The organism is Kaistella gelatinilytica (assembly GCF_015679325.1).
GTDB lineage: Bacteria > Bacteroidota > Bacteroidia > Flavobacteriales > Weeksellaceae > Kaistella > Kaistella gelatinilytica.
Genome location: NZ_JADPVI010000002.1, coordinates 199,350 through 221,475 on the forward strand (window position 1 = coordinate 199,350; position 22,126 = coordinate 221,475).

Genomic DNA, 22,126 nt, shown 5'->3' on the forward strand with positions numbered 1-22,126 from the left:
TATTTTTTTATATTTATCTTCGCATCAAATTTTTAATGAAAATGAAAAAAATATTTTCACTCCTTATATTATGTATTTCTATTTTGATTTTTTCGCAGGAAGGGATCAACTTTCAGCAAACAAGTTTCAAAGAAATTCTCGCCAAAGCAAAAGCAGAGAAAAAAATTGTTTTCATCGATGCTTATGCGTCATGGTGTGGTCCTTGTAAACTGATGGAAAAAAATGTTTTTCCTCTAAAATCAGTTGCAGATTATTACAACAGCAATTTTATCAATGCAAGATTTGACATGGAAAAAGGGGAAGGTCCACAGTTAGCCATGAAATATGGAATTCGTTCCTATCCGAGTTTTCTTTTTCTGAATGGTGATGGTGAAGTGGTCTTAAAAAATATGGGTTACATGGGCGAAGAGGATTTTTTGACCATTGCTAAAGAAGCCAACAATCCTAAATATGCGACTTCCTCTAACAAAGAACTTTTCGAAAAAGGAGAAAAAGATCCTGAGTTTTTATTGAATATGATGCGCTTATATGCGGATAATGATTATGATCTGGCTAAAAAAGTTTCAGAGAGATATTTCGAGGTCAAAAAAAATGATCCGCTAACGAAGGATGATTTAGGCATGCTGCTTTATTTTCTAAAATCTCCGAATGACCCTAATTATAAAGTTTTCGTCAATAAAAAAGCAGAGATCATTACTTTAATGTCAGAAGATATTTACAAACAATTTGATGCGAATATCAAGATTTCTAAAATTCTGGAAACTTCTTTAGACCAGAAGACAGGTGTCATTAATGATGCATATTTCTACAAAAATGCAATCCCATTAATTGGCAAAGACGACGCGGAAACTGCGTTGAACAGAATGAAAGTATTATTCTATCCCACTGTTTCAAATTACACTGGGTACGAAAAAGCAGCTTTGGAATATTACAAAAATTCCGATAGTTTTGATACCGAAGAATTGATAAAAGCAGCCTGGATCTTTAGTGAGCATGTTTCGAACCGCGTTTCTCTTAAAAAGGCAGAAGAATGGGCCGAAAAAGCAGTCATGAAAAGTGAAACGGCTGAAAACACTTACATCCTTGCAAAATTATATGCCGAAACCGGGAATAAAGACAATGCAAAAATGTATGCCGAAATTGCGAAAAATCTTGCTGTAACGCAGGGAAAAGATGCAACTTTGGCGACGAAACTTTTAGAAACTTTAAAATAACAATTCTATTTTGAAAAAATTAATTCTGGCCCTATCCATTTCCATTGCATCTTTCGTAAGTGGTCAAATTCAGGATACTGTTACTGTCGCTCCAAAAAAATTATACATCAAAGCAAACGCACTTTTTCTTCCGGTCGGAATTTTGAATGCCGGACTTGAATACCAACTCAATAGAAAAATGACGATTCAAGGTGAAATTTTTGTTTCTCCCTGGAAATCATTTGCTGGAAAAGATGCGCAGGTTTACATGATCGGTATTGATGGCAGATATTATTTTAAGGAAGCATTCAAACACTGGTATGTCGGTGCCAATCTTTCTGCCGCGCGATTTATCATTCAAAAATACAATTATTGGGGAGACGGTATTTATCAGTATACACCGACATCTCCGGTTTATAACAGAGCGGATGTTTATCAGGATGGATACGCAATAATGCTTGGTGCAATCGTCGGATATCAGTTTCAACTTAGCGAAAAATGGAATATGGATCTGTTTTTTGGAGCAGGAACAATACAAAGTTTTTACAAAGGTCGTGTTCACGGTCTGGATGTTCGGTACGATGACGACGGACGCGACTGGAACAAAAGCGGAGAATTCCTTCCGTACAAAGGTGGAATCATGATCTCTTATAAATTAAGATAATGGATATTAAAAGCACTAAATTTCTGGTGATCGCAATGATTACTTTCATCATTTTATTTTTAATGAATTACATCGGTAACAATAATGCCGATAAAATAGAAACTGCTTTGATGACCGCTGTCGCAGGTGTAGTTGGTTTAACGATCGGAATGTGGTTTGTACACCGTAATTCAAAAGATGATACCCATCACGATTTTGATTAAATTTTCTTTCTAAAAATATATTAAAACAGATTTCATTGAAGTCTGTTTTTTTTTATAGAAATTTTTATCTGAAATTCACTTTTCGTCATTTCGCACAAAAAAATTACCTTTGCACCATGATAAAAATCGGTAATATCGAACTGCCAGAATTTCCTTTGTTGCTCGCTCCCATGGAAGATGTTTCAGATCCACCATTCCGCAGATTGTGCAAAATGCACGGTGCAGACATGATGTATTCTGAATTTATTTCTTCAGAAGGTCTTATTCGGGACGCAATGAAAAGCATGAAAAAACTCGATATTTTCGATTATGAAAGACCCGTTGGAATTCAGATTTTCGGTGGTGATGAAGAAGCAATGGCGCTTTCTGCCAAGATCGTAGCCGCAGTAAACCCGGATATTGTTGATATTAATTTTGGATGTCCCGTAAAAAAAGTGGTTTGTAAAGGAGCCGGTGCTGGAGTTTTAAAAGATATTGATCTCATGATCCGTCTTACAAAAGCCGTTGTAAATTCTACCGATCTGCCGGTGACCGTAAAAACCCGTTTAGGTTGGGATACAGAAACCATCAATATCATGGAAGTCGCTGAAAGACTGCAGGATGTTGGCGTAAAAGCCTTAACGATTCACGCCCGAACCCGCGCTCAAATGTACAAAGGTGAAGCGGACTGGAATTATATTTCTAAAGTAAAAAACAATCCCAGAATTAATATTCCGATCTTCGGGAATGGTGATGTAGATTCTCCCCAAAAAGCCTGGGATTATAAAAATAAATACGACTGCGACGGCATTATGATCGGTCGCGGCGCAATTGGTTATCCCTGGATCTTCAATGAAGTCAAACATTTTTTCAAAACGGGAGAAATTCTACCCGAACCTACCCTTACTCAGAGATTAGAAGCTATTCGTCAACACGCAGAATGGAGTATGGAATGGAAAGGTGAAAGATTAGGACTCATCGAAATGCGTCAACATTACGGCAATTATTTCCGTGGGATCCCTCATTTTAAAGATTTCCGACGTAAATTTTTAGAAGTTTTTACTCTGGAGGAAATGGATGTTGTGATCGCAGAAGCTGATGCGTTTTATAAAGATTTTGAGTTTTCCAGTTAGAAAAAGAGCTAGGTAAAAAGTAAAAAGAGCCAGGTTTGAATCTTGGTTATTGAGGATTTGAGTTTTTGAGTGGTTAAAGCTTTTTAAATATTTATCAATAGCGTCGAAAAGCTCACTCAAAATTTACTGATTTAGTTCTTCAAATATCACTTTTTAAAATTATATTTTACACCAAAATTAAGCAGCGCATTCTGTGGATAATAACCTCCATTTAAGATAATAAAATGGGTAGAACCTTTATAACCGCCCAATAAATAATATTCGTAATCAGCATAAATTGCCAGTTTTTCATCAACGAAGTAGTTTAATCCTATTCCCGAATTTAAACTTGCGAATTGTTTTGCATACTCGGTGCTAAGATTTTCCGAATAATTATATTCACTTTTGGTTTCAATATTATAAGCAACTCCCAATTTTAGATTAGCGCGAAGATTTTTATATAATCTAAATTCCCACTTTATATCGACCGGCATTGAAATTACAGCTCCCCGAAAAGTGCCAAAAGATTCATCACTTCCCAGATCAAGCCAACTTCCACTGTGCGTATCTGGTCTGTAAAAAGCGAGTCCCGTCTTAAAATATTTTAACCGTGCCGACAAACTCCACTGTTTTCCAATGTAATATTCTGCCAAAACTCCTCCCTGAAGTGAAACATCTTTTTGATCTACAGCATATTCATTGATGATATTGAGGCCCGCTTCTGCGCCCAAATACCATTTTCCTTTTGGATTAATGAAATCTGCTTTCTGAGCAAAAGCATTAGTGAAAAATAAAACTGAAAATAGTAAAAATGTTTTTTTCATACAGATCAAATTTTTATTCGAAATTCATTTCAATAAATGTACACAAACATTAGTTAGCACAAGCAGGAAGAATTTTCAAATACAATTATAAAACTTTCCATCAATTTGAATTACTATTTGAAAGCACCTTAAATTTTAAAAAGACTAAAATCACGACCGCTGAATCTGGGAAAAACCTAAATGAAGTTTTCTAATATTTATCAATATTTCCGTAACTTTCAATGTTATTTAAAGACTAATCTATAAAATTAATTGGATGCTTAAAGCAGAAAATGTAACGAAGACTTATAACGCCGGAAAAAAACTGGCGCTCGAAAATTTCTCTATCGATGTTCCTGAAGCCAGCATTTACGGATTATTAGGTCCAAATGGTGCTGGAAAGACGACTTTCATTCGAATCATCAATCAAATTACACAGGCTGATTCTGGCGAGGTTTATATCAATAATCAAAAGCTGAATCCCGAACACATCAAACAAATCGGTTATATGCCGGAAGAACGGGGTTTGTATAAAAACATGTCTGTTGGCGACCAGATTCTTTATTTTGGGGAGTTGAAAGGAATGAGTAAAAGCGATGCACTGTCGCAAGCCAAATACTGGTTCGAACAATTACAGATCGATCAGTGGTGGAAGAAAAAACTGAGCGAACTTTCCAAAGGAATGGCGCAGAAAATTCAGTTTGTAGTCACGGTATTGCACCGACCGAAGCTGTTGATATTGGATGAACCTTTTTCAGGTTTCGATCCGGTAAATGCAAACTTAATTAAAGACCAGATCCTGAAATTAAAAAATAACGGCACGACGATCATCCTCTCAACTCACCGAATGGAAAGCGTCGAAGAAATGTGCGATTACGTAGCGCTGATTGACAATGCAAAGAAAGTTTTAGACGGAAAAGTATTTGATGTTCGCGAAAAATTCAAGAAAAATATTTTTGGAATTACGCTTGCCGAAGTCAATGAGGAGAAATTTGAACTTTTTAAAAATCAGTTTCAGATTAATGATTATTCGACCGAAAATCAGCTCGTTTCCTTCAATCTAAAAAATGATAACGACCAGAATTTACTGTTAAATGAACTCATGAAAATCGGGAAAATAAGATCGTTTGACGAGAAAATCCCGAGCATGAATGAAGTCTTTATTAACGCAGTACAACAATAAATGATGATTGATGGCTTATTGATTTAATAACATCATCTATCAATTATCAGTGATCAACAATCAACTATAACTTATGAAAAATATATTTCTCATCACCAAAAGAGAATATCTTACGCAGGTAAAGAAAAAATCTTTTGTCATTCTTACCCTTCTTGCACCGGTTCTGATGATCGGTTTCGGACTTTTGATTGCCTTTATGTTTAAAGCCAATGAAAGTTCAAGCACCTTTAATGTAGTTGATAAAAGCGGACTTTTTGTAGCAAATTTAAAAAGTACAAAAGCCATCAAATATGTTTTTGTTCCCCAGGAAAACGAACGGGCTTTAACTGCAACTTTGAAAGATATGACCGGAATTGAAGGATTATTGATCATTCCAAAACTGGAAAATAATAATTTCGATAACCTGGAAAAAAATTCTCAATTGCTCATCAATAAAAAAATTGGGTTTGACACCAAATCAAGTGTCGTCGCAGATCTCTCAAAAATCATCAAGAAAGAAAAAATAAAAACACTCGGCATTTCTCAAGATCAACTGAGTAATCTGGATAAAAATTTCGATCTCAACACCCAAAACATTGTCGATAATAACAAAGGCGATTCTGATCTGGATTTTGGCGTAAAATCGGGTTTGAGCATGGTTCTCATGTACGCCGTTTTCATGTTCATCATCATTTATGGTGTTCGTGTGATGCGAAGCGTTTTGGAAGAAAAAAACAATCGTGTTGTTGAGATCATCATTTCCTCAGTGAAACCCTTTGAATTAATGATGGGAAAAATCTTGGGCGTAACTTTGGTTGCAGTAACCCAGTTCAGCATCTGGATCACCATGTCGGTCATTGGCGCACTATTTCTGAATACCGGATTTTCGGCCATGCAAAAACAGATTCCGGGTGGTGAACAATCGGCGGAAATGATGCAGAAATTTGATTTCAAACAAACTGCGACGGAAGTTTCCCATATTCTTTTAGACTTGAATTTTCCGCTTATTATTTTTGTCTTTATCGTTTTCTTTTTACTCGGCTATATTTTTTACAGTTCGATGTACGCAGCAATCGGTTCTGCGGTAGATAACGAAACGGAAACGCAGCAATTTACTTTATTTGCGATTATTCCATTAATGTTGGGAATGTATGGAAGTTTCACGATCATGAATAACCCGGAAGGTCCGCTTGGTTTTTGGCTTTCGATGATCCCCTTTACTTCGCCCGTTGCGATGATTGCGAGAATTCCGTTTGGAGTTCCAGCGTGGCAAATTGCATTGTCGATGTTTTTATTGATCGCTTCTACGCTGCTTATGATTTATCTGGCGGCGAAAATTTACAGAGTGGGGATTTTGATGTACGGAAATAAAGCAACTGCGAAAGAACTTTGGAAATGGATCAGGTCTTAGTTAATTGATAGTAGAATTATAACTTAAAAAATACCCATAAAAATTCCTTTCGATGATTTGAAAGGAATTTTTGTTATTTTAGCGATTAAATAAAGTATCACGAAATGATACATATAAGATAGTTTGGTGACAAATTTTAAACCGACTCCAATCAAAAAATATTTCGCAAAAAAAAAGTCAGATTTTTTATTTTAATTAAAAAATGAACAAAGAAAAATCTAAATTATTTAGAAAAGTAAATACTAAAACATATAATGTTCATCATAATTTTGGTGGAGATTTTAAAAGTACACGAAACAGTAAAAAGGAAACATTAGAACAAACGAAAGGAAAAATGTTTGGTCGAAAAGAAAGAGGTTTAGATTACACACCACTGTACAGATTTCTGTTGTCAAAAGTTGGATCGGACTGGGACAACGTTTTTAGTGAAGCAAAATCTAGATTAAATAGTTCTGATGCAATATTTGGGATGGTCGCTTTAAGAGAAGATGAAAAAGAAGATTTTGTAAGAACTGGAGAATCCTCTTATTTCTCTGGTTTGTATGTTGACAAAATCGGAATTTTACAAATCTCGAATCCAAATCTAAAAGCAAAAGATATGATACCATTTTGTAATTGCTGTACTCATACTTTTAATGGAAAATTATTCGGCATTGAATAAAAAAACTGCCGTCAACACGGTATTTCTATTAGGCAGTTGGAAGTTTATCATAAAGATTTTCGCTAATTGTCCAATTTGTTATATTTACAAAGACTATTTATAAAAAGTCCCCGCCAACAGAAATACTCAAACGTTATGCAAAATACTCCAAAACACACTTGAAGATGATGATTTATGAATTTCGATAAACCAAAAATCCTTTATAAATATTCGCCGTTAAGCACAGCAGAATTAATAATAAGAAGCAATTCAATAAAATTTTCTGATCCATCTACTTTTAACGACCCTTTTGATTGCGATGTTAACCTATTAGAGTTTAAACTTCCAGATAAGTTAGATGAACACACAAGTTATGAGATAGAAACAATAAAATTAATATTTCAAAATCATCCTGGTTTTAATGAATTGATTCAAGAAGAAGGTTTCATTGAAAAAATGTATAAAGAAGCGCAAATAGAAAAAGTAAAAGGTGCAAGGGTTTCTTGTTTTTCCTTAATCAACAATAACATATTGATGTGGTTACATTATGCTGATAAGCACAAAGGAATTTGTTTGGAGTTTGATAGTGATTTAACATCTCATGGATTTACAAATTTAGCAGAAGAAGATGTTACTGAAGGCGAAGTCGGTTATGCAGAGTATGAAAAAATTAATTATTTAAGTTCAAACAGAATATTCGCAGTTTACAAAATGTTGCTATGTAAATCTAATACTTGGAGTTATGAAAAAGAATTCAGATTGATTACTTTAAATAGAAAACCTGAATTACAGAAGTTCAAAAAATCATTTTTAAAATCAATATATTTTGGTTTAAATGTTACGTCCTCAGATATCGAAACATTTATTTCGTTATGTTCAGATTACAAGTATGAAACCTTGAAGTTCTTCAAAGCAGAAAAAAGAAATTTAACTATTGAATTTGAGCAAATTTAATGGAGTCGCACTTCGCATAACTGTTGTTTCTCGCAATTGCGAATTTTGTTGTAAGTTCACGTTCGCGTTTCGCAACTGACGAGAAGCAGCAAAACGGTAGGCAAAATTCTAAAACAAGATATGAAATCAAAAAGATTCAGAAAACTTCGGGGTATGTTTTAGTGCTATTTGCTATTTTCAGATTAGTAAATCCGGACTTAACAAAATCTATTAATATACAAGATTGTAAAAGTGAATATAAAATGTCTGTTTTCGGACCTGAATATAATGGATTCAGATATCATAAAGCAAAAATGGAAGTTGATAAATGCTTTTATAAAAAATATATTCAAAACTACAAACTAGAAACTAGCACCCGCAAAGTAGAAACTACCACCTGCAAAGAGAATACTATCACCTTCAAAGAGAATACTACCACCCGCAAAGAGAATACTACCACCTGCAGAGAGAATACTACCACCTGCAAAGTAGATACTACCACCCGCAAAGAGAATACTACCACCCGCAAAGAGAATACTACCACCCGCAAAGAGAATACTAGCACCCGCAAAGAGAATACTACCACCCGCAAAGAGAATACTACCACCCGCAAAGAGAATACTACCGCCCGCAAAAAAAATTATTTGACATCCAGGGAAAATAATCTGCCACAAACTCAGAAAATTTATACCAAAAAAAATCCCATCAAGTAATATTGATGGGATCTGTATAAATGAAAAGTTCTATCTTATCGGAAAACATAACTTAAACCTACGCTAAAAACCTGTTCAGATTTTTTCTTTTGAATGTTAGAATCACTTCCTTTTTCATTCATCAAGCCAGGATAAGTATTGCTTAAACCAAGATCATAACGTGCAGCAATTTCGAGTTGTCGTTTGTAAGAATAACCGATACCAAGACCAACAGCAAAATTAAAAGTGGCTGCTTTACCGTTTACGCCGGTTGCAGGATCGCCTTCTACCGTATATCTTAAAGGGGCATCTTTTACATTTTGGCTGATCAGAAAATTAAATTTCGGACCTGCCATTGCAAAAAACTCAGATTCTGCTTCAGAAAAATACCCTTTAAAATAAATCGGAACACTGATGTAATTATTGGCATAAACCGCATCATATCCAGTTGATCCTTGCGCAGTCTTGTCTTTCCCCGATTCACCGGCTCCCAAATATTCAACTTCGGGCTGAATAAAAAACTGGTTGTTTTGACCAATTGGGATCATCGCCAGGAAACCACCATAAAAAGAATACAACGGACCCGACGGATTGTGAGCGTTGCTTACCCGAGAGTAAGTTCCACCTGCAGTTACACCGTATCGGGTACTGCTCAAATCAATCTGTGCAGATAAAAATGTAGCTGCGCAAAGTGCTGTACTGATTAAAATCTTTTTCATATTGTGTTGTGTTTTTATCCTAATACCTTGGCAACCGTAGCGCCAATCTCCGCTGGAGAATCTACTACGTTGATGCCATTTTCTCTCATGATCGCCATTTTAGCTTGAGCAGTATCTTCATCACCACCTACAATTGCTCCTGCATGACCCATTGTTCTTCCTTTTGGTGCAGTTTGTCCTGCGATAAATCCTACAACTGGTTTTTTAGAACCACTTGCTTTGTACCATCTTGCAGCTTCAGCTTCTAAGTTACCACCGATCTCACCGATCATTACAACCGCATCAGTTTCTGGATCATTAATGAAAAGTTCTAACGCTTCTTTTGTAGTTGTTCCAATGATTGGATCACCACCAATTCCGATCGCGGTAGAAACTCCGTAACCTGCTTTTACAACTTGATCTGCTGCTTCATAAGTTAAAGTTCCTGATTTAGAAACGATTCCTACTCTGCCTTTTTTGAAAACAAAACCTGGCATAATACCAATTTTCGCTTCGTCAGAAGTAATAATTCCCGGGCAGTTTGGTCCGATCAATCTACAATCTCTGTCAGCGATATAAGCTTTCACTTTTACCATATCTTCAACCGGAATTCCTTCTGTAATACAAACAATTACTTTAATTCCCGCTTCAGCAGCTTCCATGATCGCATCTGCAGCAAATGCTGGCGGAACGAAGATAATAGAAACATTTGCACCTGCTTTTTCAACAGATTCTGCAACGGTATTGAAAACTGGTTTACCCAAATGTTCAGAACCACCTTTTCCAGGAGTCACACCACCTACAACGTTGGTTCCGTATTCAATCATTTGACCTGCGTGGAAAGTTCCTTCGTTTCCGGTAAATCCCTGTACAATTACTTTAGAATCTTTGTTTACTAATACTGACATCTTTTATTTTTTAAATTTATTTAAATATTTTTCTGAATACAAAATTACTTAATAATATTTGCTTCATTATTTGATCAAAATCTATTTAAGATTTTTAATTTTTATTTCTTTTTTCAAATAATCTTTGAAATTTTCTGCTAAAGGTCCGAAATACGTTCCTTTTTTCAGATCTTTATTCACGCCCGTTTTTCCTAAAAGCACGGTTCCACTCGCCACACGAACTCCGGATGCCATTCCGACTTGTCCCCAAACGGTGACCTCATCTTCCAGAATACAGCAACCAGCAATTCCGACCAGAGAAGCGATCATGCATCTCTTTCCGATAACGGTATCGTGACCGATTTGAATTTGATTGTCTAAAACTGAACCTTCACCAATGATGGTTGAATCGGTAACGCCACGATCGATCGTGCAATTATTACCAATTTCTACATTATTTCCGATGATTACATTTCCGACGGAGATCAAACGGTCGAAATTCCCATCGAGTTTTCTGTAATAAAAAGCGTCGCCGCCTAAAACTGTTCCACTTTGAATGATGACATTATCGCCAATAATGGTTCCGTCACCGATCACCACATTTGGAAATATTAAACAGTTTTTACCAATTCTTACCTCGTTCCCGATCACTGCTGAAGGATGAATTTTTGTTCCGTCGCCCACTTCAAGATCATGAAGTTCTTCGGTGAAACTGTAAATCCTTCTGAAATGCGTATTGATCTTGTTGAAATCCCGAAATGGATCATCTGAAACCAAAAGCGCTTTTCCTTCCGGACAGTCAACTTCTTTATCAATTAAGATAATGGTTGCAGCAGAATTAAGGGCTTTATCGTAATATTTTGGATGATTCACAAATACAATTTCGCCACTTTTCACCCGATGAATTTCATTGGTTCCCAAAACAGGAAAATTTTCGTCACCAATCATTTTGGCTCCGATAATCTCCGAAATGGTTTTTAGCGTTTGTGGTTTTGTAAAGATCATAAATATTAGATTTTCGATTGAAAATTTCGCGTTTAGAATAAAAAAACTCGTATTGCGAAACTCTTAACTCGATTTATTTTACTCTTTCCAGATAACTTCCGTCTTCGGTGTTCACTTTAATTTTGTCTCCAGCTTCGATGAACAAAGGAACCATTACTCTTGCTCCTGTTTCAACAATTGAATTTTTCAAAGCATTTGTCGCTGTATTTCCTTTTACGCCCGGATCAGCTTCGATCACCTCCAGATAAACAGTTGGTGGAATTTCCGCAGAAAGTGGCGACTCATCGCTGTCTTTTAAAATGATCGTCACTTCTTCGCCAGCTTTCATAAACTGAGAGTTTTCGATCATATTTTTATCAAGATAAATTTGAGAGAAATCATCATTATTCATAAAGTGAAATCCGTTGTCATCTTCGTATAAATACTGGAATTTTCTTGTAATTACTTTAACTTCATCAATTTTGTGACCTGCAGAAAAAGTATTGTCTAACACTTTTCCGTTGGTTACCGATTTCATTTTTGTTCTTACGAAAGCTGGACCTTTTCCAGGTTTAACGTGCATGAATTCAATGATCTTGAAAATATCATTACTGAATTCGATACACATTCCTTTTTTTATATCGTTGCTTGTTGCCATTTATTTTGATAGTTGATAGTTGAAAAATTAATTTCTACTCGTTATTTTTTTAATTTATTTAATCTTTTCCTGTTCCGTACCCTTTCACGATTCCACTTGGAGAGTTTTTGATGAATTCTAAAATTTCATCTCTTTCTGCAGTTGGAAGCATTTCTTTTTCAATATAACTTGATGCTTGTGAAACATTCATTTTCATTTGAAAAATAGCGCGGTAAATTTTTTGTATTTCGAAAATTTTATCGTTCGTAAATCCTCTTCTTCTTAAGCCTACAGAATTAATTCCGGCGTATGAAATAGGATCTCTACCCACTTTTACATAAGGTGGTACGTCTTTTCTGATGAGCGATCCGCCAGAAATCATGGCGTGTTTTCCAATCTTACCGAATTGCTGAATGGCAGAAAGTCCGCCCATTACAACATAATCACCAATTTCTACATGTCCGGCGATTCCGCAACCATTTGCAATAATTACGTTGTGACCAAGAATACAGTCATGCGCAATATGAGAAGTCGCCATAATTAAACAGTCTTTCCCAATTTTGGTGAAACCGAGTGCTTTTGTACCGCGATTTACGGTTACACACTCTCTCAGCGTTGTTCCGTCACCAATAATGACTTGAGTATCTTCACCGTCAAATTTCAGATCCTGTGGAACTGCAGAGATGACCGTTCCAGGAAAAATACGGCAATCTTTACCGATTCTTGCACCATCCATGATGGTTACATTAGATCCGATCCAGGTTCCTTCACCAATTTCTACATCACCTGCGATCGTTGTAAAAGGTTCTACTATTACATTTTTATGAATGCTCGCACGTTTATCTACTGCAGCTAATTGATGTATCATTCCGTTACTTTTCTTTTTGCTACCTGCGCCATCAATTCTGCTTCTACCACAACACTGTCGCGTACGTAGCCATAACCCTGCATATGAACAATTCCTCTTCTGATCGGTTCTAGCAAATCGATTTTAAATAGTAGAGTATCTCCTGGAACTACTTTCTTCTTGAATTTTACTTTATCAATTTTAATAAAATAGGTAGAATAATTTTCAGGGTCAGGAACGCTTGCCAAAACTAAAATTCCGGCTGCCTGTGCCATTGCTTCTATCTGCAAAACGCCTGGCATAACTGGCTCCAGCGGAAAGTGACCTACAAAAAACGGCTCGTTCATCGAAACATTTTTTAAGCCAACTACATGACTGTCTGACAATTCTAATATTTTATCGATCAATAAAAATGGTGGTCTGTGGGGCAATAACCTCATGATCCCATTAATATCGAAAACCGGCTCTTTGGATAGATCAAAATCCGGAACATTTTTTCTTCTTTGTAATTTCCACTGCCGGTTCAGTTTTTTTGCAAACTGTGTGTTCACAAAATGTCCCGGTTTGTTGGCAATTACTTTTCCTTTAATTTTTACGCCGACCAAAGCTAAATCACCGATCACATCAAGCAACTTGTGACGTGCGGCTTCATTTGGATAATTTAAGGTCAGATTATCTAAAATTCCATTGGGTCTGATTGAAATATCATCTTTACCAAAGGCCTTTTTCAGCTTTTCTGCAGTTTCCGGAGTTAATTCTTTATCGACGTAAACAATCGCATTCGAAATATCACCGCCTTTGATAAGACCTGCGTCTAAGAGCATTTCTAATTCGTGAAGGAAACTGAAGGTTCTAGCGGAGGATATTTCATTTTTAAAATCTGCAATATCCTTTAAAGTAGCATTTTGAGTTCCTAAAACTTTGGTCCCAAAATCTACCATGGTCGTCACTTCGTAATTATCTGAAGGAATAATGGTAAGCTCAGAACCGGTCGCAGCGTCTACATAACTAAGAACTTCTTTTATTACCAGATATTCTCTGACAGCAGACTGTTCCTGGATACCGGCTTTTTCAATTGCTTCCACAAAAAACTTCGATGACCCATCTAAAATAGGTGGTTCAGCACTGTTCATTTCTAAAATTGCATTGTCGATATCGCAACCAACCAATGCGGCGAGAAGATGTTCGCAAGTATGAATTCTTACACCCAATTTTTCAAGTGTTGTTCCCCGCTCTGTAGTCGTAACGTAATTCACATCAGCTTCGATGTGAGGATGACCTTCAAGATCAGTTCTAACAAAGATAAAACCTGAGTTTTCTTTTCCTGGTTTAATGGTCAGTTTTACTTCTTTTCCGGTATGAAGTCCTATTCCTGAGAGAGAAATCTCTTCGGATAAAGTTTTTTGCTTATCACTCATTAGTTTTATCTTTTGAGATATTTTCTAAGTTATTAATTCTTTTTACAATCTGGCTGAAATTTCTGAAATGAACATAATTTCTTCTGTATTCGCCTGCATTGATCGCGGGAGAGCCATAAAGAATCTCATTATCTTTCGCACTCGAATTCACTCCACTTTGGGCCTGAATTCTCACCTGACTTCCTATGGTAATATGACCCACAATCCCAACCTGACCACCAATCTGGTTCCAGTCACCGATCACAGTCGATCCTGCAATTCCTGTTTGAGCAGCAATTACATTGTTCTGACCGATCTTTACGTTGTGAGCAATTTGAATTAAATTATCAATTTTGGTTCCTTTGCCAATGACAGTCGAACCAATAGTTCCACGATCGATCGTACAGTTTGCACCAACTTCTACATCATCTTCCAGCACCACGTTTCCGAGTTGCGGGATTTTTTGATAGCCGTCTTTGGTGGGTTGAAAACCGAAACCGTCTGAACCAATTACCGTATTTGAATGTACGATGCAATTATCACCGATCACACAGTAATCATAGATTCTTACGCCACTATAAATAACGCAGTTTTTTCCAATTTTCACGCTTTTACCTATAAAAACCTGCGGATAAATTTGACTTTCATCGCCAATTCGCACTTTTTCCGAAACACAGGTAAAAGCTCCTACATACACATTTTCACCCACTTTTGCGGTTTCGTGAAATACTGCGCCGTCTTCAATACCCGATTTTCTACCCTGCATTTCTTTATAAAGATTCATTAAAATCTGAAAAGATAGATAGGCATCTTCTACGGCGATAACGGTTGCTGGATAAGAGTCTTTTGTTATTAGTTTTTCGGAAACAATGAGAACTGAGCATTTTGAAGTCTCAATTTGATCTGCAAATCTTTCTTGTGCAACGAAAGAAAGGTGGCCTTCTTCGCCACTTTCAATAGGTGAAACTCCACTGATCGTCGCAGTTTCATCGCCTATAATTTTTCCGTTAATAACATTTGCAATCTGAGATGCTGTAAATTCCATATCTTGCAAATATAAGAAATTCCCAAATATGTCAATTCCTTTTCAGTGAAAAATATTCTACTCTATTTCTCTTGGAAAGGATAAAATATACTTGGTATTCAGCTGATTGATATAAGAGGAAAGGATCTGGTTTTCAGAATTCTCAAGCGTGATTTTTTTGCCATTTTTCTGGAGTAAATAAATGGGCTGTATGTCCTTATTATAAGGCAGCAAACTTCGGGAGATCTCGTCAACCAATTCTGCACCATTTGTAATGTTAAATTTCAGATTCGTTTTTTTGATCTTATCTTTAATAAATTCAGGATCAAAAGGTTGTGAAGAGATAATGGTTTTCGGAAATTCGCGCCGAATCACGCATTTACAGAAATAAGAAAGAATGAAGTCTTCATTTTTTGACCAAAATTTAATTGCCTGGATCAGATCATTATCATCAAGATCTGTAAACCTTTGGATGTCTTCTTCAGTCGCACTTTCAAAATAATTTTTATGAAGAAAATATTTTAAATTCTCGGAAGCAGGCAGATCTTTTCCTTCTGAAATTAAAAATTTAGCACGTTCCAGAATTTTGATTAAAAGATGTTCAGCCAGAACTGAAGTTTTATGGTAATACACTTGCCAGTACATAAACATTCGGGCGGTGAGGAAATTTTCAATGGAATAAATTCCTTTTGCATCAATGACGAGTTCATCTTCAGAAACATTCATCATCGATATAATTCGCTGGGTATTTACATTTCCTTCTGAAACACCGGTATAAAAACTATCTCTTTTTAAATAATCCAGACGATCTACATCAAGCTGGGAAGAGATCAACTGATTGAAAAACTTTCGGTGGTATTTTCCCTGAAACATTTTGATTGCCATTGAAAGTTCTCCATTAAATTCAACATTCATCTTATTCATGAGCAGAAGCGACAATTTTTCGTGATGCCAATCATCCATCAACATATTTTCTAAGGCATGTGAAAAAGGACCGTGACCAACATCGTGAAGTAAAATTGCCAGTAACGCAGATCTTTCTTCTTCCTTTGAAATCTCAATCCCTTTTAATTTTAAAGTTTCCAAAGCTGTAAACATCAAATGCATCGCGCCCAAAGCATGATGAAATCTCGTATGAGTAGCGCCCGGAAAAATTAAATTAAGTAAACCCGTTTGGGAAATCCTGCGCAATCTTTGAAAATAAGGATGTTCAATAACATCAAAAATAATTTCTGTAGGGATCTTGATAAAACCGTGAACCGGATCGTTGATAATTTTAAGCTTATTGGTCATCTTTTGGAACTAAATGTTTGAGAAAGCACAAAATTAATTATAATAAAACAAAGTTCTTAACTTATCCTCTCAATTAAAAAAACGTCGGAAAATTGAATTAGAATTATTGATTGTACAAAACAAGAAACGAGCGAATTTGTTCAAAATTTATTTAAAATTTACAGAAATTTTGAGATTTATCGACAATTCATTAACTCAAGTTTAACTTTTTTGAGGAAAGTTTTGGGGCAAATTTAAGAACATTTGGTTGTATTTTTGATGCACTAAACAGAGTTCAAAAACATTGAACTTTAATTTTAAATATTGAATTTTTTGTATGACAAAATTGATTTGGATTGATGATGAAGTAGATTTACTTAAACCTCATATTGTATTTTTAGAAAACAAAGGCTACCAGGTTTCACCCGTAAATAACGTGAACGAAGCCCTTGAAATGATAGAAAAAGAGAATTTCGTACTGGCTTTGCTCGATGAAAATATGCCTGGAATTTCTGGTCTGGAAGCAATTCCCATGATCAAAAATATAGATTCTGCCATCAAAATTGTGATGGTGACGAAGAATGAAGAGGAGCGAATTATGGAAGAAGCGATTGGTTCTCAGATCGCAGATTATATCTTGAAACCTGTAAATCCTAATCAGGTTTTATTGTCGTTAAAGAAAAACCTTCAGGAAGAAACTTTGGTAGAACAGAAAACAATTTTGCAATATCAACAGGAATTCCGGAATCTTTCTATGGAACTTTCTTATCTGAGAACTTACCACGACTGGGCAGAATATTACAAGAAAATCCTGAACTGGGAAATAAAATTTGACAAGGTTTTCGACAGCGAATTTTCAGAATTGTTGCAGTCGCAAAAAGAAGAAGCGAACATTCAGTTTTCTAAATTTATTGAAAACAACTATGAAGACTGGTTGAATTCCAGTGACAAGCCACTGATGAGTCACACGCTGTTCAAGGAAAAAGTAAAGCCAGAAGTTGAGAAAGAAAAAGTTTTATTGTTGATGATCGATAATCTTCGTTACGATCAATGGAAAGTGATTGAACCTCTTTTCACAAGATTTTACAATAAAACATCAGAAGATTATTACTACAGTATTTTACCAACTGCGACACAATACGCGCGAAATGCTTTTTTTGCTGGATTAATGCCTTCAGAAATCGAAAAAAGATTTCCGGATTACTGGATCAATGATAATGAAGAAGGAAATAAAAATGAACATGAGCGCGATTTTTTAGAAGACCAAATGAAGCGTCTCGGTCTATCTGGGAAAAGCATGAAATATCTGAAAATTTTGAATTCAGATTTTGAGCGAAAGATTTTAGATGATTTCAATCAACATAAAAATAATGATTTATTGGTGATTGTTTATAATTTCATCGATATTTTGTCTCATGCAAAAACCGACAATGTTATTGTAAATCAATTGATCAGAGATGATAAAACATTCAGATCATTAACGTACAACTGGTTTGAGAATTCATCGTTATTAAAAATCATTAAACAGGCGGCTGAAAACGGTTTCAAACTCGTATTAACGACCGATCACGGAACAATTTATGTGAAAAAGCCGAGCAAAGTTGTTGGTGACAGAGAAACCTCAACAAATATCCGCTACAAAACCGGACGAAGTTTAACCTATGAAAAAAGCGATGTTTGGGCAGTTTCCAACCCAGAAAAATTATTTTTACCGAAAGGGAATTTAAGTTCAAAATATATTTTTGCAAAGAATAATATCTTTTTGGCGTATCCGAAAAATTATAATCATTTTGTAAATTATTACAAAGAAACGTATCAACATGGTGGGATTTCTTTAGAAGAGGTCATCATACCGATTTGTGTTTTAGAACCCAAATAGTTTGTTTTCATAGTTTATTTTATTTGGGTTTATCGGGCGGGAAAGATCAGAGATTTTTCCCGCCTTTTTTTGTACATTCATATCGAATTATTTAAAACAATATCAATGCAAAATGTAAAAACTGCACTGGAAGATTTTGGAATCGATAAAAACGAAATCCTAAGCCTTCTGGAAAATGACGAAATGTTTCAGGCGATAAGAATTATTGAAACAAAAACCAATTTCAATATGACTAACACGATGCATCTGCTGAATAGCATCTATAATAAAGAAGAGCAATTTACCTATGATTTTAATGCAATCGAAAATAATCAGAAAGTTAATTATGAAATTAAGGACGGTAATGTTACAGTAACATTCAGCGAAAATGGTGAACCTGAGAAAGTTATTGATCCCAACGATAAAGACTGGCCTAAAGTAAGAAAAGCACTCAATCATATTCCAGAAATTGCGGAGTATGAGAAGGAGTTTTCAGAAAATGCCATTAATCATCCTAAAAAAAGCAGTTTGTTTGTTGAGGAAAGTCCAGTGAAAAAATGGAAATACTTTGTGCTTATCGTTGCAATCCTGGCTGCAGCTTATTATCTTTATCAAAATTATTAATTCAATGAAAATTATCTCATATAATGTCAACGGAATTAGAGCAGCATTTACCAAAGATTTTTTAGGTTGGTTAAAAGTTGCTGATCCCGATGTGATCTGCATCCAGGAAAGCAAAGCTGGAAACGACCAGATCGATATTGAAAGTTTAGAAAAAAATGGATATCACAGTTTCTGGCATTCTGCGCAAAAGAAAGGATATTCCGGCGTCGGGATTGCATCGAAAGTAAAACCTAAACATATTGAGTACGGTTGTGGAATTGAACATTACGACAGCGAAGGAAGAATAATGCGCGCTGATTTCGAAGATCTGTCGGTGATTTCGGTTTACGTTCCGTCCGCTTCTAATATTGACAGACTTGAATTTAAAATGAAATTTTGTTATGATTTTCTTGATTATATAAAAGAGTTGAAGAAAACGATTCCTAACCTCGTTATTTGCGGTGATTTTAATATTTGTCATGAAGCGATCGATATTCACAATCCGAAAGGTTTAGCGACTACTTCCGGCTTTCTTCCGATGGAAAGAGAATGGATGACGAAATTCATAGCTGAATGTGAATTGATCGACAGTTTCCGGTATTTTAATTCGCAACCAGATCATTATTCCTGGTGGAGTTACCGACAAAATTCAAGAGCCAATAACAAAGGTTGGAGACTGGATTATAATTTTGTGTCTTATACTTTAAAGGAAAGGCTTTCGAGAGCGGTTATATTAAATGAAGCGGTGCATTCGGATCATTGTCCGGTTCTGGTGGAGCTTTTGTGAAGTTATTTTATTTTAACGCAAGGAACACAAAGATTATTCTTTTAGGATTAATAACTGTAAGAGCGCGAAGGAGTTACACTTAGCTGTAAGTGCAAGGTTTTCGAACACGTGAATTTTAGTTTTTAGTTTTCTTAATTAAATATGGGTCTTGTTTTTAAAAACTTCCTTCGACCCGACTTGAGTGGAGCTCTTTTTGTGGAATATAGTGGAACAAAAAAGCGGGAATGTAAGGCGGAAATAGTCGCCCAAAAGAAAGCATAAAAAAAGCCGACTCAAATGAATCGGCTTTTCTGTTCTTTAAACATCTAGTTAATCGTTGTCGACATTGATGATTTCATATTCAACGGGCATTGTTCCTTTTTTGGTATCCCCTATTGATTTGTACGCTGCTTTGGAAAGATCAATGGCTCTGGAAGAATGAAAAGGACCACGGTCATTAACTTCTACTATTACACTTTTTCCTGATCTCAAATTGGTTACCTTTAGCATGGTGCCGAAAGGAAGCGTTCTGTTAGCTGCGGTCATTTTAGAATTGCTGAAAATTTCACCGCTTGCTGTTTTTCTACCGTTGAACTTATCGTGATAGAAAGATGCAATACTTGTCTTTGCATCGTCGGCATTATATTTGTTAAATGAATATAGACCGAGTGTTGAAATCATCATTATGATTAGGAGTATTCCTCTTTTCATCATTTTGAATTATTTTTATTGGTTTTGACTCTGCAAATTTATTCCATAATCATCACTTGCAACACTCACTGTGTTAAACTGTCTTAACGAATTGTTAAGGTTTTGTTAAGGTTCGCTGTCTAATCACTAATCATAGGAGTTCACAAAGGTTCTTAATTTGTGTTAAAATTGACTGCTAAATGTTAATTTTATTAACAAACTAATGCATACTATCTTGTTAAATTAAGCTAAAACTCACTGATAATCAATCATTATAGCATAAAAAAACTTCCATATTATATGGAAGTTTTTTGTATTAAATTCTATTGATTTATAATCAAAAATCAACGGTTTCTTTAAATTTTTACTAAACGAGTTCGCCAATCAGATCAAATTCTTCTGCAGAAGTTATTTTAATATCTGCGAATTCACCGATCGATAAATAAATATTTTCGGCTGGAACTAAAACAGTATTGTCAACATCCGGCGAATCAAATTCTGTACGTCCGACAAAATAGTTCCCTTCTTTGCGGTCGAAAATACAACGGAAGGTTTGTCCGATCTTCGCCTGGTTTTTCTCCCAGGAAATCTGAGACTGTAATTCCATGATCTCTTCTACCCTCGCTTCTTTTACTTCTTGTGGAACATCGTCCTCTAAAACGTAAGCAGTCGTATTTTCTTCGTGAGAATACGTGAAGCAACCTAAACGGTCGAATCTCTGTTCACGGACCCACTCTTTCATTTCCTGAAATTTCTCTTCAGTTTCTCCTGGGAAACCTACGATCAAAGTCGTTCTTATTGCCATATCTGGAACTTTCTCCCGGAATTTCGCTAAAAGAGCATCTGTTTTTTCGTGCGAAGTTCCACGTTTCATGGCTTTCAACAAATCTGAATTGATGTGTTGCAATGGAATATCGATATAATTACAAACCTTTGGTTCGTTCTTGATAATTTCTAAAACATCTTCCGGGAATCCTGTTGGGAATGCGTAATGTAAACGAATCCATTCGATTCCTTCCACTTTTACCAAACGTAAAAGCAGATCTCCTAATGCGCGTTTCTTATAAAGATCTAACCCGTAATAGGTTAAATCCTGTGCGATAAGGATTAATTCTTTAACGCCTTTTTTAGCTAATTTTTCAGCTTCAATGACCAAATTTTCAATGGGTGTAGAAATGTTTCCACCTCTCATTAATGGGATTGCGCAGAATGAACAAGGTCGGTCGCAACCTTCGGATATTTTTAAATAAGCGTAATGTTTTGGTGTGGTGAGTAATCTTTCGCCCACTAATTCGTGTTTGTAATCTGCACCTAGATGCTTTAATAATAAAGGAAGATCACGTGTACCGAAATATTGATCAACATCAGGGATCTCACGCAGCAAGTCTGGTTTGTATCTTTCGGAAAGACATCCTGTAACAAAAACTTTCTCTACTTCACCGCGATTTTTAGCTTCAACATATTCTAAGATCGTGTTGATTGACTCTTCTTTTGCATTATCAATAAATCCACAGGTATTGATAACCACAATATCTCCTTTGTCTTCGTGTACTACTTCTTTCCCGTTGGCTAATAACTGCCCCATCAAGACTTCAGAATCGTACACATTTTTGGAACAACCCAAAGTGACGATATTGATTTTCTTTTTTCCTACTGATTTTGTGCGCATTA

The 22,126-nt window shown here is 35.7% G+C and carries 23 protein-coding genes; 12 read left to right on the plus strand and 11 right to left on the minus strand.

Annotation, left to right across the window (positions count from 1 at the left end; all coding sequences use genetic code 11):
* The first annotated feature begins 41 nt into the window (after positions 1 to 41).
* From IV494_RS08195 to dusB, 4 genes are all read left to right on the plus strand, one after another.
* On the plus strand, positions 42 to 1,214 hold the full coding sequence (locus IV494_RS08195; RefSeq protein WP_196079678.1) for a thioredoxin fold domain-containing protein: 1,173 nt from the start codon (positions 42 to 44) through the stop codon (positions 1,212 to 1,214).
* A 10-nt stretch (positions 1,215 to 1,224) separates the two neighbouring features.
* On the plus strand, positions 1,225 to 1,857 hold the full coding sequence (locus tag IV494_RS08200; RefSeq protein ID WP_196079679.1) for a DUF3575 domain-containing protein: 633 nt from the start codon (positions 1,225 to 1,227) through the stop codon (positions 1,855 to 1,857).
* On the plus strand, positions 1,857 to 2,060 hold the full coding sequence (locus IV494_RS08205) for a hypothetical protein (RefSeq protein WP_039351648.1): 204 nt from the start codon (positions 1,857 to 1,859) through the stop codon (positions 2,058 to 2,060). Before IV494_RS08200 ends, IV494_RS08205 begins: the two co-directional genes overlap by 1 nt.
* 116 nt (positions 2,061 to 2,176) lie before the next feature.
* Positions 2,177 to 3,172, plus strand: a complete 996-nt coding sequence (gene dusB, locus IV494_RS08210; protein WP_196079680.1) for a tRNA dihydrouridine synthase DusB — start codon at positions 2,177 to 2,179, stop codon at positions 3,170 to 3,172.
* A 146-nt stretch (positions 3,173 to 3,318) separates the two neighbouring features.
* Here the strand turns inward: dusB and IV494_RS08215 are convergent, their stop codons facing one another.
* Positions 3,319 to 3,975 carry an outer membrane beta-barrel protein gene (locus IV494_RS08215; protein ID WP_196079681.1) on the minus strand — a complete coding sequence of 219 codons (657 nt, stop codon included), beginning with the start codon at positions 3,973 to 3,975 and terminating at the stop codon, positions 3,319 to 3,321.
* Positions 3,976 to 4,231: 256 nt separating this feature from the next.
* On the opposite strand from IV494_RS08215, the gene IV494_RS08220 reads away from it, so the two are divergent.
* From IV494_RS08220 to IV494_RS08240, 5 genes are all read left to right on the plus strand, one after another.
* Positions 4,232 to 5,137 (plus strand): ABC transporter ATP-binding protein, encoded by a 906-nt coding sequence (locus IV494_RS08220; protein WP_039351652.1) that lies wholly within the window; start codon positions 4,232 to 4,234, stop codon positions 5,135 to 5,137.
* A gap of 73 nt (positions 5,138 to 5,210) precedes the next feature.
* Positions 5,211 to 6,527, plus strand: coding sequence for an ABC transporter permease (locus IV494_RS08225; protein WP_196079682.1), 1,317 nt, complete (start codon positions 5,211 to 5,213; stop codon positions 6,525 to 6,527).
* Between the two features lie 202 nt (positions 6,528 to 6,729).
* On the plus strand, positions 6,730 to 7,188 hold the full coding sequence (locus tag IV494_RS08230) for a hypothetical protein (RefSeq protein ID WP_196079683.1): 459 nt from the start codon (positions 6,730 to 6,732) through the stop codon (positions 7,186 to 7,188).
* A gap of 174 nt (positions 7,189 to 7,362) precedes the next feature.
* Complete coding sequence (locus tag IV494_RS08235; protein WP_196079684.1) at positions 7,363 to 8,121, plus strand: DUF2971 domain-containing protein; 759 nt, start codon at positions 7,363 to 7,365, stop codon at positions 8,119 to 8,121.
* A 23-nt stretch (positions 8,122 to 8,144) separates the two neighbouring features.
* On the plus strand, positions 8,145 to 8,813 hold the full coding sequence (locus tag IV494_RS08240; RefSeq protein ID WP_196079685.1) for a hypothetical protein: 669 nt from the start codon (positions 8,145 to 8,147) through the stop codon (positions 8,811 to 8,813).
* Between the two features lie 35 nt (positions 8,814 to 8,848).
* Here the strand turns inward: IV494_RS08240 and IV494_RS08245 are convergent, their stop codons facing one another.
* The 8 genes from IV494_RS08245 to IV494_RS08280 form a co-directional block, all read right to left on the minus strand.
* Complete coding sequence (locus IV494_RS08245; protein ID WP_196079686.1) at positions 8,849 to 9,511, minus strand: porin family protein; 663 nt, start codon at positions 9,509 to 9,511, stop codon at positions 8,849 to 8,851.
* A gap of 14 nt (positions 9,512 to 9,525) precedes the next feature.
* Positions 9,526 to 10,398: a succinate--CoA ligase subunit alpha gene (gene sucD / locus IV494_RS08250; protein ID WP_039351665.1), complete on the minus strand. Its 873-nt coding sequence runs from the start codon at positions 10,396 to 10,398 to the stop codon at positions 9,526 to 9,528.
* 81 nt (positions 10,399 to 10,479) lie between these two features.
* Positions 10,480 to 11,382, minus strand: a complete 903-nt coding sequence (locus IV494_RS08255; protein ID WP_196079687.1) for an LpxD N-terminal domain-containing protein — start codon at positions 11,380 to 11,382, stop codon at positions 10,480 to 10,482.
* Positions 11,383 to 11,455: 73 nt separating this feature from the next.
* Positions 11,456 to 12,019 (minus strand): elongation factor P, encoded by a 564-nt coding sequence (efp, locus tag IV494_RS08260; RefSeq protein ID WP_196079688.1) that lies wholly within the window; start codon positions 12,017 to 12,019, stop codon positions 11,456 to 11,458.
* Between the two features lie 58 nt (positions 12,020 to 12,077).
* On the minus strand, positions 12,078 to 12,866 hold the full coding sequence (gene lpxA, locus IV494_RS08265; RefSeq protein WP_039351671.1) for an acyl-ACP--UDP-N-acetylglucosamine O-acyltransferase: 789 nt from the start codon (positions 12,864 to 12,866) through the stop codon (positions 12,078 to 12,080).
* A complete protein-coding gene (locus tag IV494_RS08270; RefSeq protein WP_196079689.1) occupies positions 12,863 to 14,263 on the minus strand; it encodes a bifunctional UDP-3-O-[3-hydroxymyristoyl] N-acetylglucosamine deacetylase/3-hydroxyacyl-ACP dehydratase in 1,401 nt (466 codons plus the stop codon). Before IV494_RS08270 ends, lpxA begins: the two co-directional genes overlap by 4 nt.
* A complete protein-coding gene (gene lpxD / locus IV494_RS08275; protein ID WP_196079690.1) occupies positions 14,256 to 15,287 on the minus strand; it encodes a UDP-3-O-(3-hydroxymyristoyl)glucosamine N-acyltransferase in 1,032 nt (343 codons plus the stop codon). Before lpxD ends, IV494_RS08270 begins: the two co-directional genes overlap by 8 nt.
* A gap of 57 nt (positions 15,288 to 15,344) precedes the next feature.
* Positions 15,345 to 16,559 (minus strand): HD domain-containing protein, encoded by a 1,215-nt coding sequence (locus IV494_RS08280; RefSeq protein WP_196079691.1) that lies wholly within the window; start codon positions 16,557 to 16,559, stop codon positions 15,345 to 15,347.
* Positions 16,560 to 16,875: 316 nt separating this feature from the next.
* On the opposite strand from IV494_RS08280, the gene porX reads away from it, so the two are divergent.
* From porX to IV494_RS08295, 3 genes are all read left to right on the plus strand, one after another.
* The gene (gene porX, locus IV494_RS08285) at positions 16,876 to 18,417 is read left to right on the plus strand and encodes a T9SS response regulator signal transducer PorX (protein WP_196079692.1); all 1,542 of its coding nucleotides are present in this window, start codon (positions 16,876 to 16,878) and stop codon (positions 18,415 to 18,417) included.
* Positions 18,418 to 18,522: 105 nt separating this feature from the next.
* Positions 18,523 to 19,020, plus strand: coding sequence for a hypothetical protein (locus IV494_RS08290; protein WP_196079693.1), 498 nt, complete (start codon positions 18,523 to 18,525; stop codon positions 19,018 to 19,020).
* A 4-nt stretch (positions 19,021 to 19,024) separates the two neighbouring features.
* Complete coding sequence (locus IV494_RS08295) at positions 19,025 to 19,786, plus strand: exodeoxyribonuclease III (protein WP_196079694.1); 762 nt, start codon at positions 19,025 to 19,027, stop codon at positions 19,784 to 19,786.
* Positions 19,787 to 20,095: 309 nt separating this feature from the next.
* On the opposite strand, the gene IV494_RS08300 is transcribed toward IV494_RS08295, so the two are convergent.
* A complete protein-coding gene (locus tag IV494_RS08300) occupies positions 20,096 to 20,479 on the minus strand; it encodes a septal ring lytic transglycosylase RlpA family protein (RefSeq protein WP_196079695.1) in 384 nt (127 codons plus the stop codon).
* Positions 20,480 to 20,822: 343 nt separating this feature from the next.
* Positions 20,823 to 22,124: a 30S ribosomal protein S12 methylthiotransferase RimO gene (gene rimO, locus IV494_RS08305; RefSeq protein ID WP_196079696.1), complete on the minus strand. Its 1,302-nt coding sequence runs from the start codon at positions 22,122 to 22,124 to the stop codon at positions 20,823 to 20,825.
* Positions 22,125 to 22,126 lie beyond the last annotated feature (2 nt).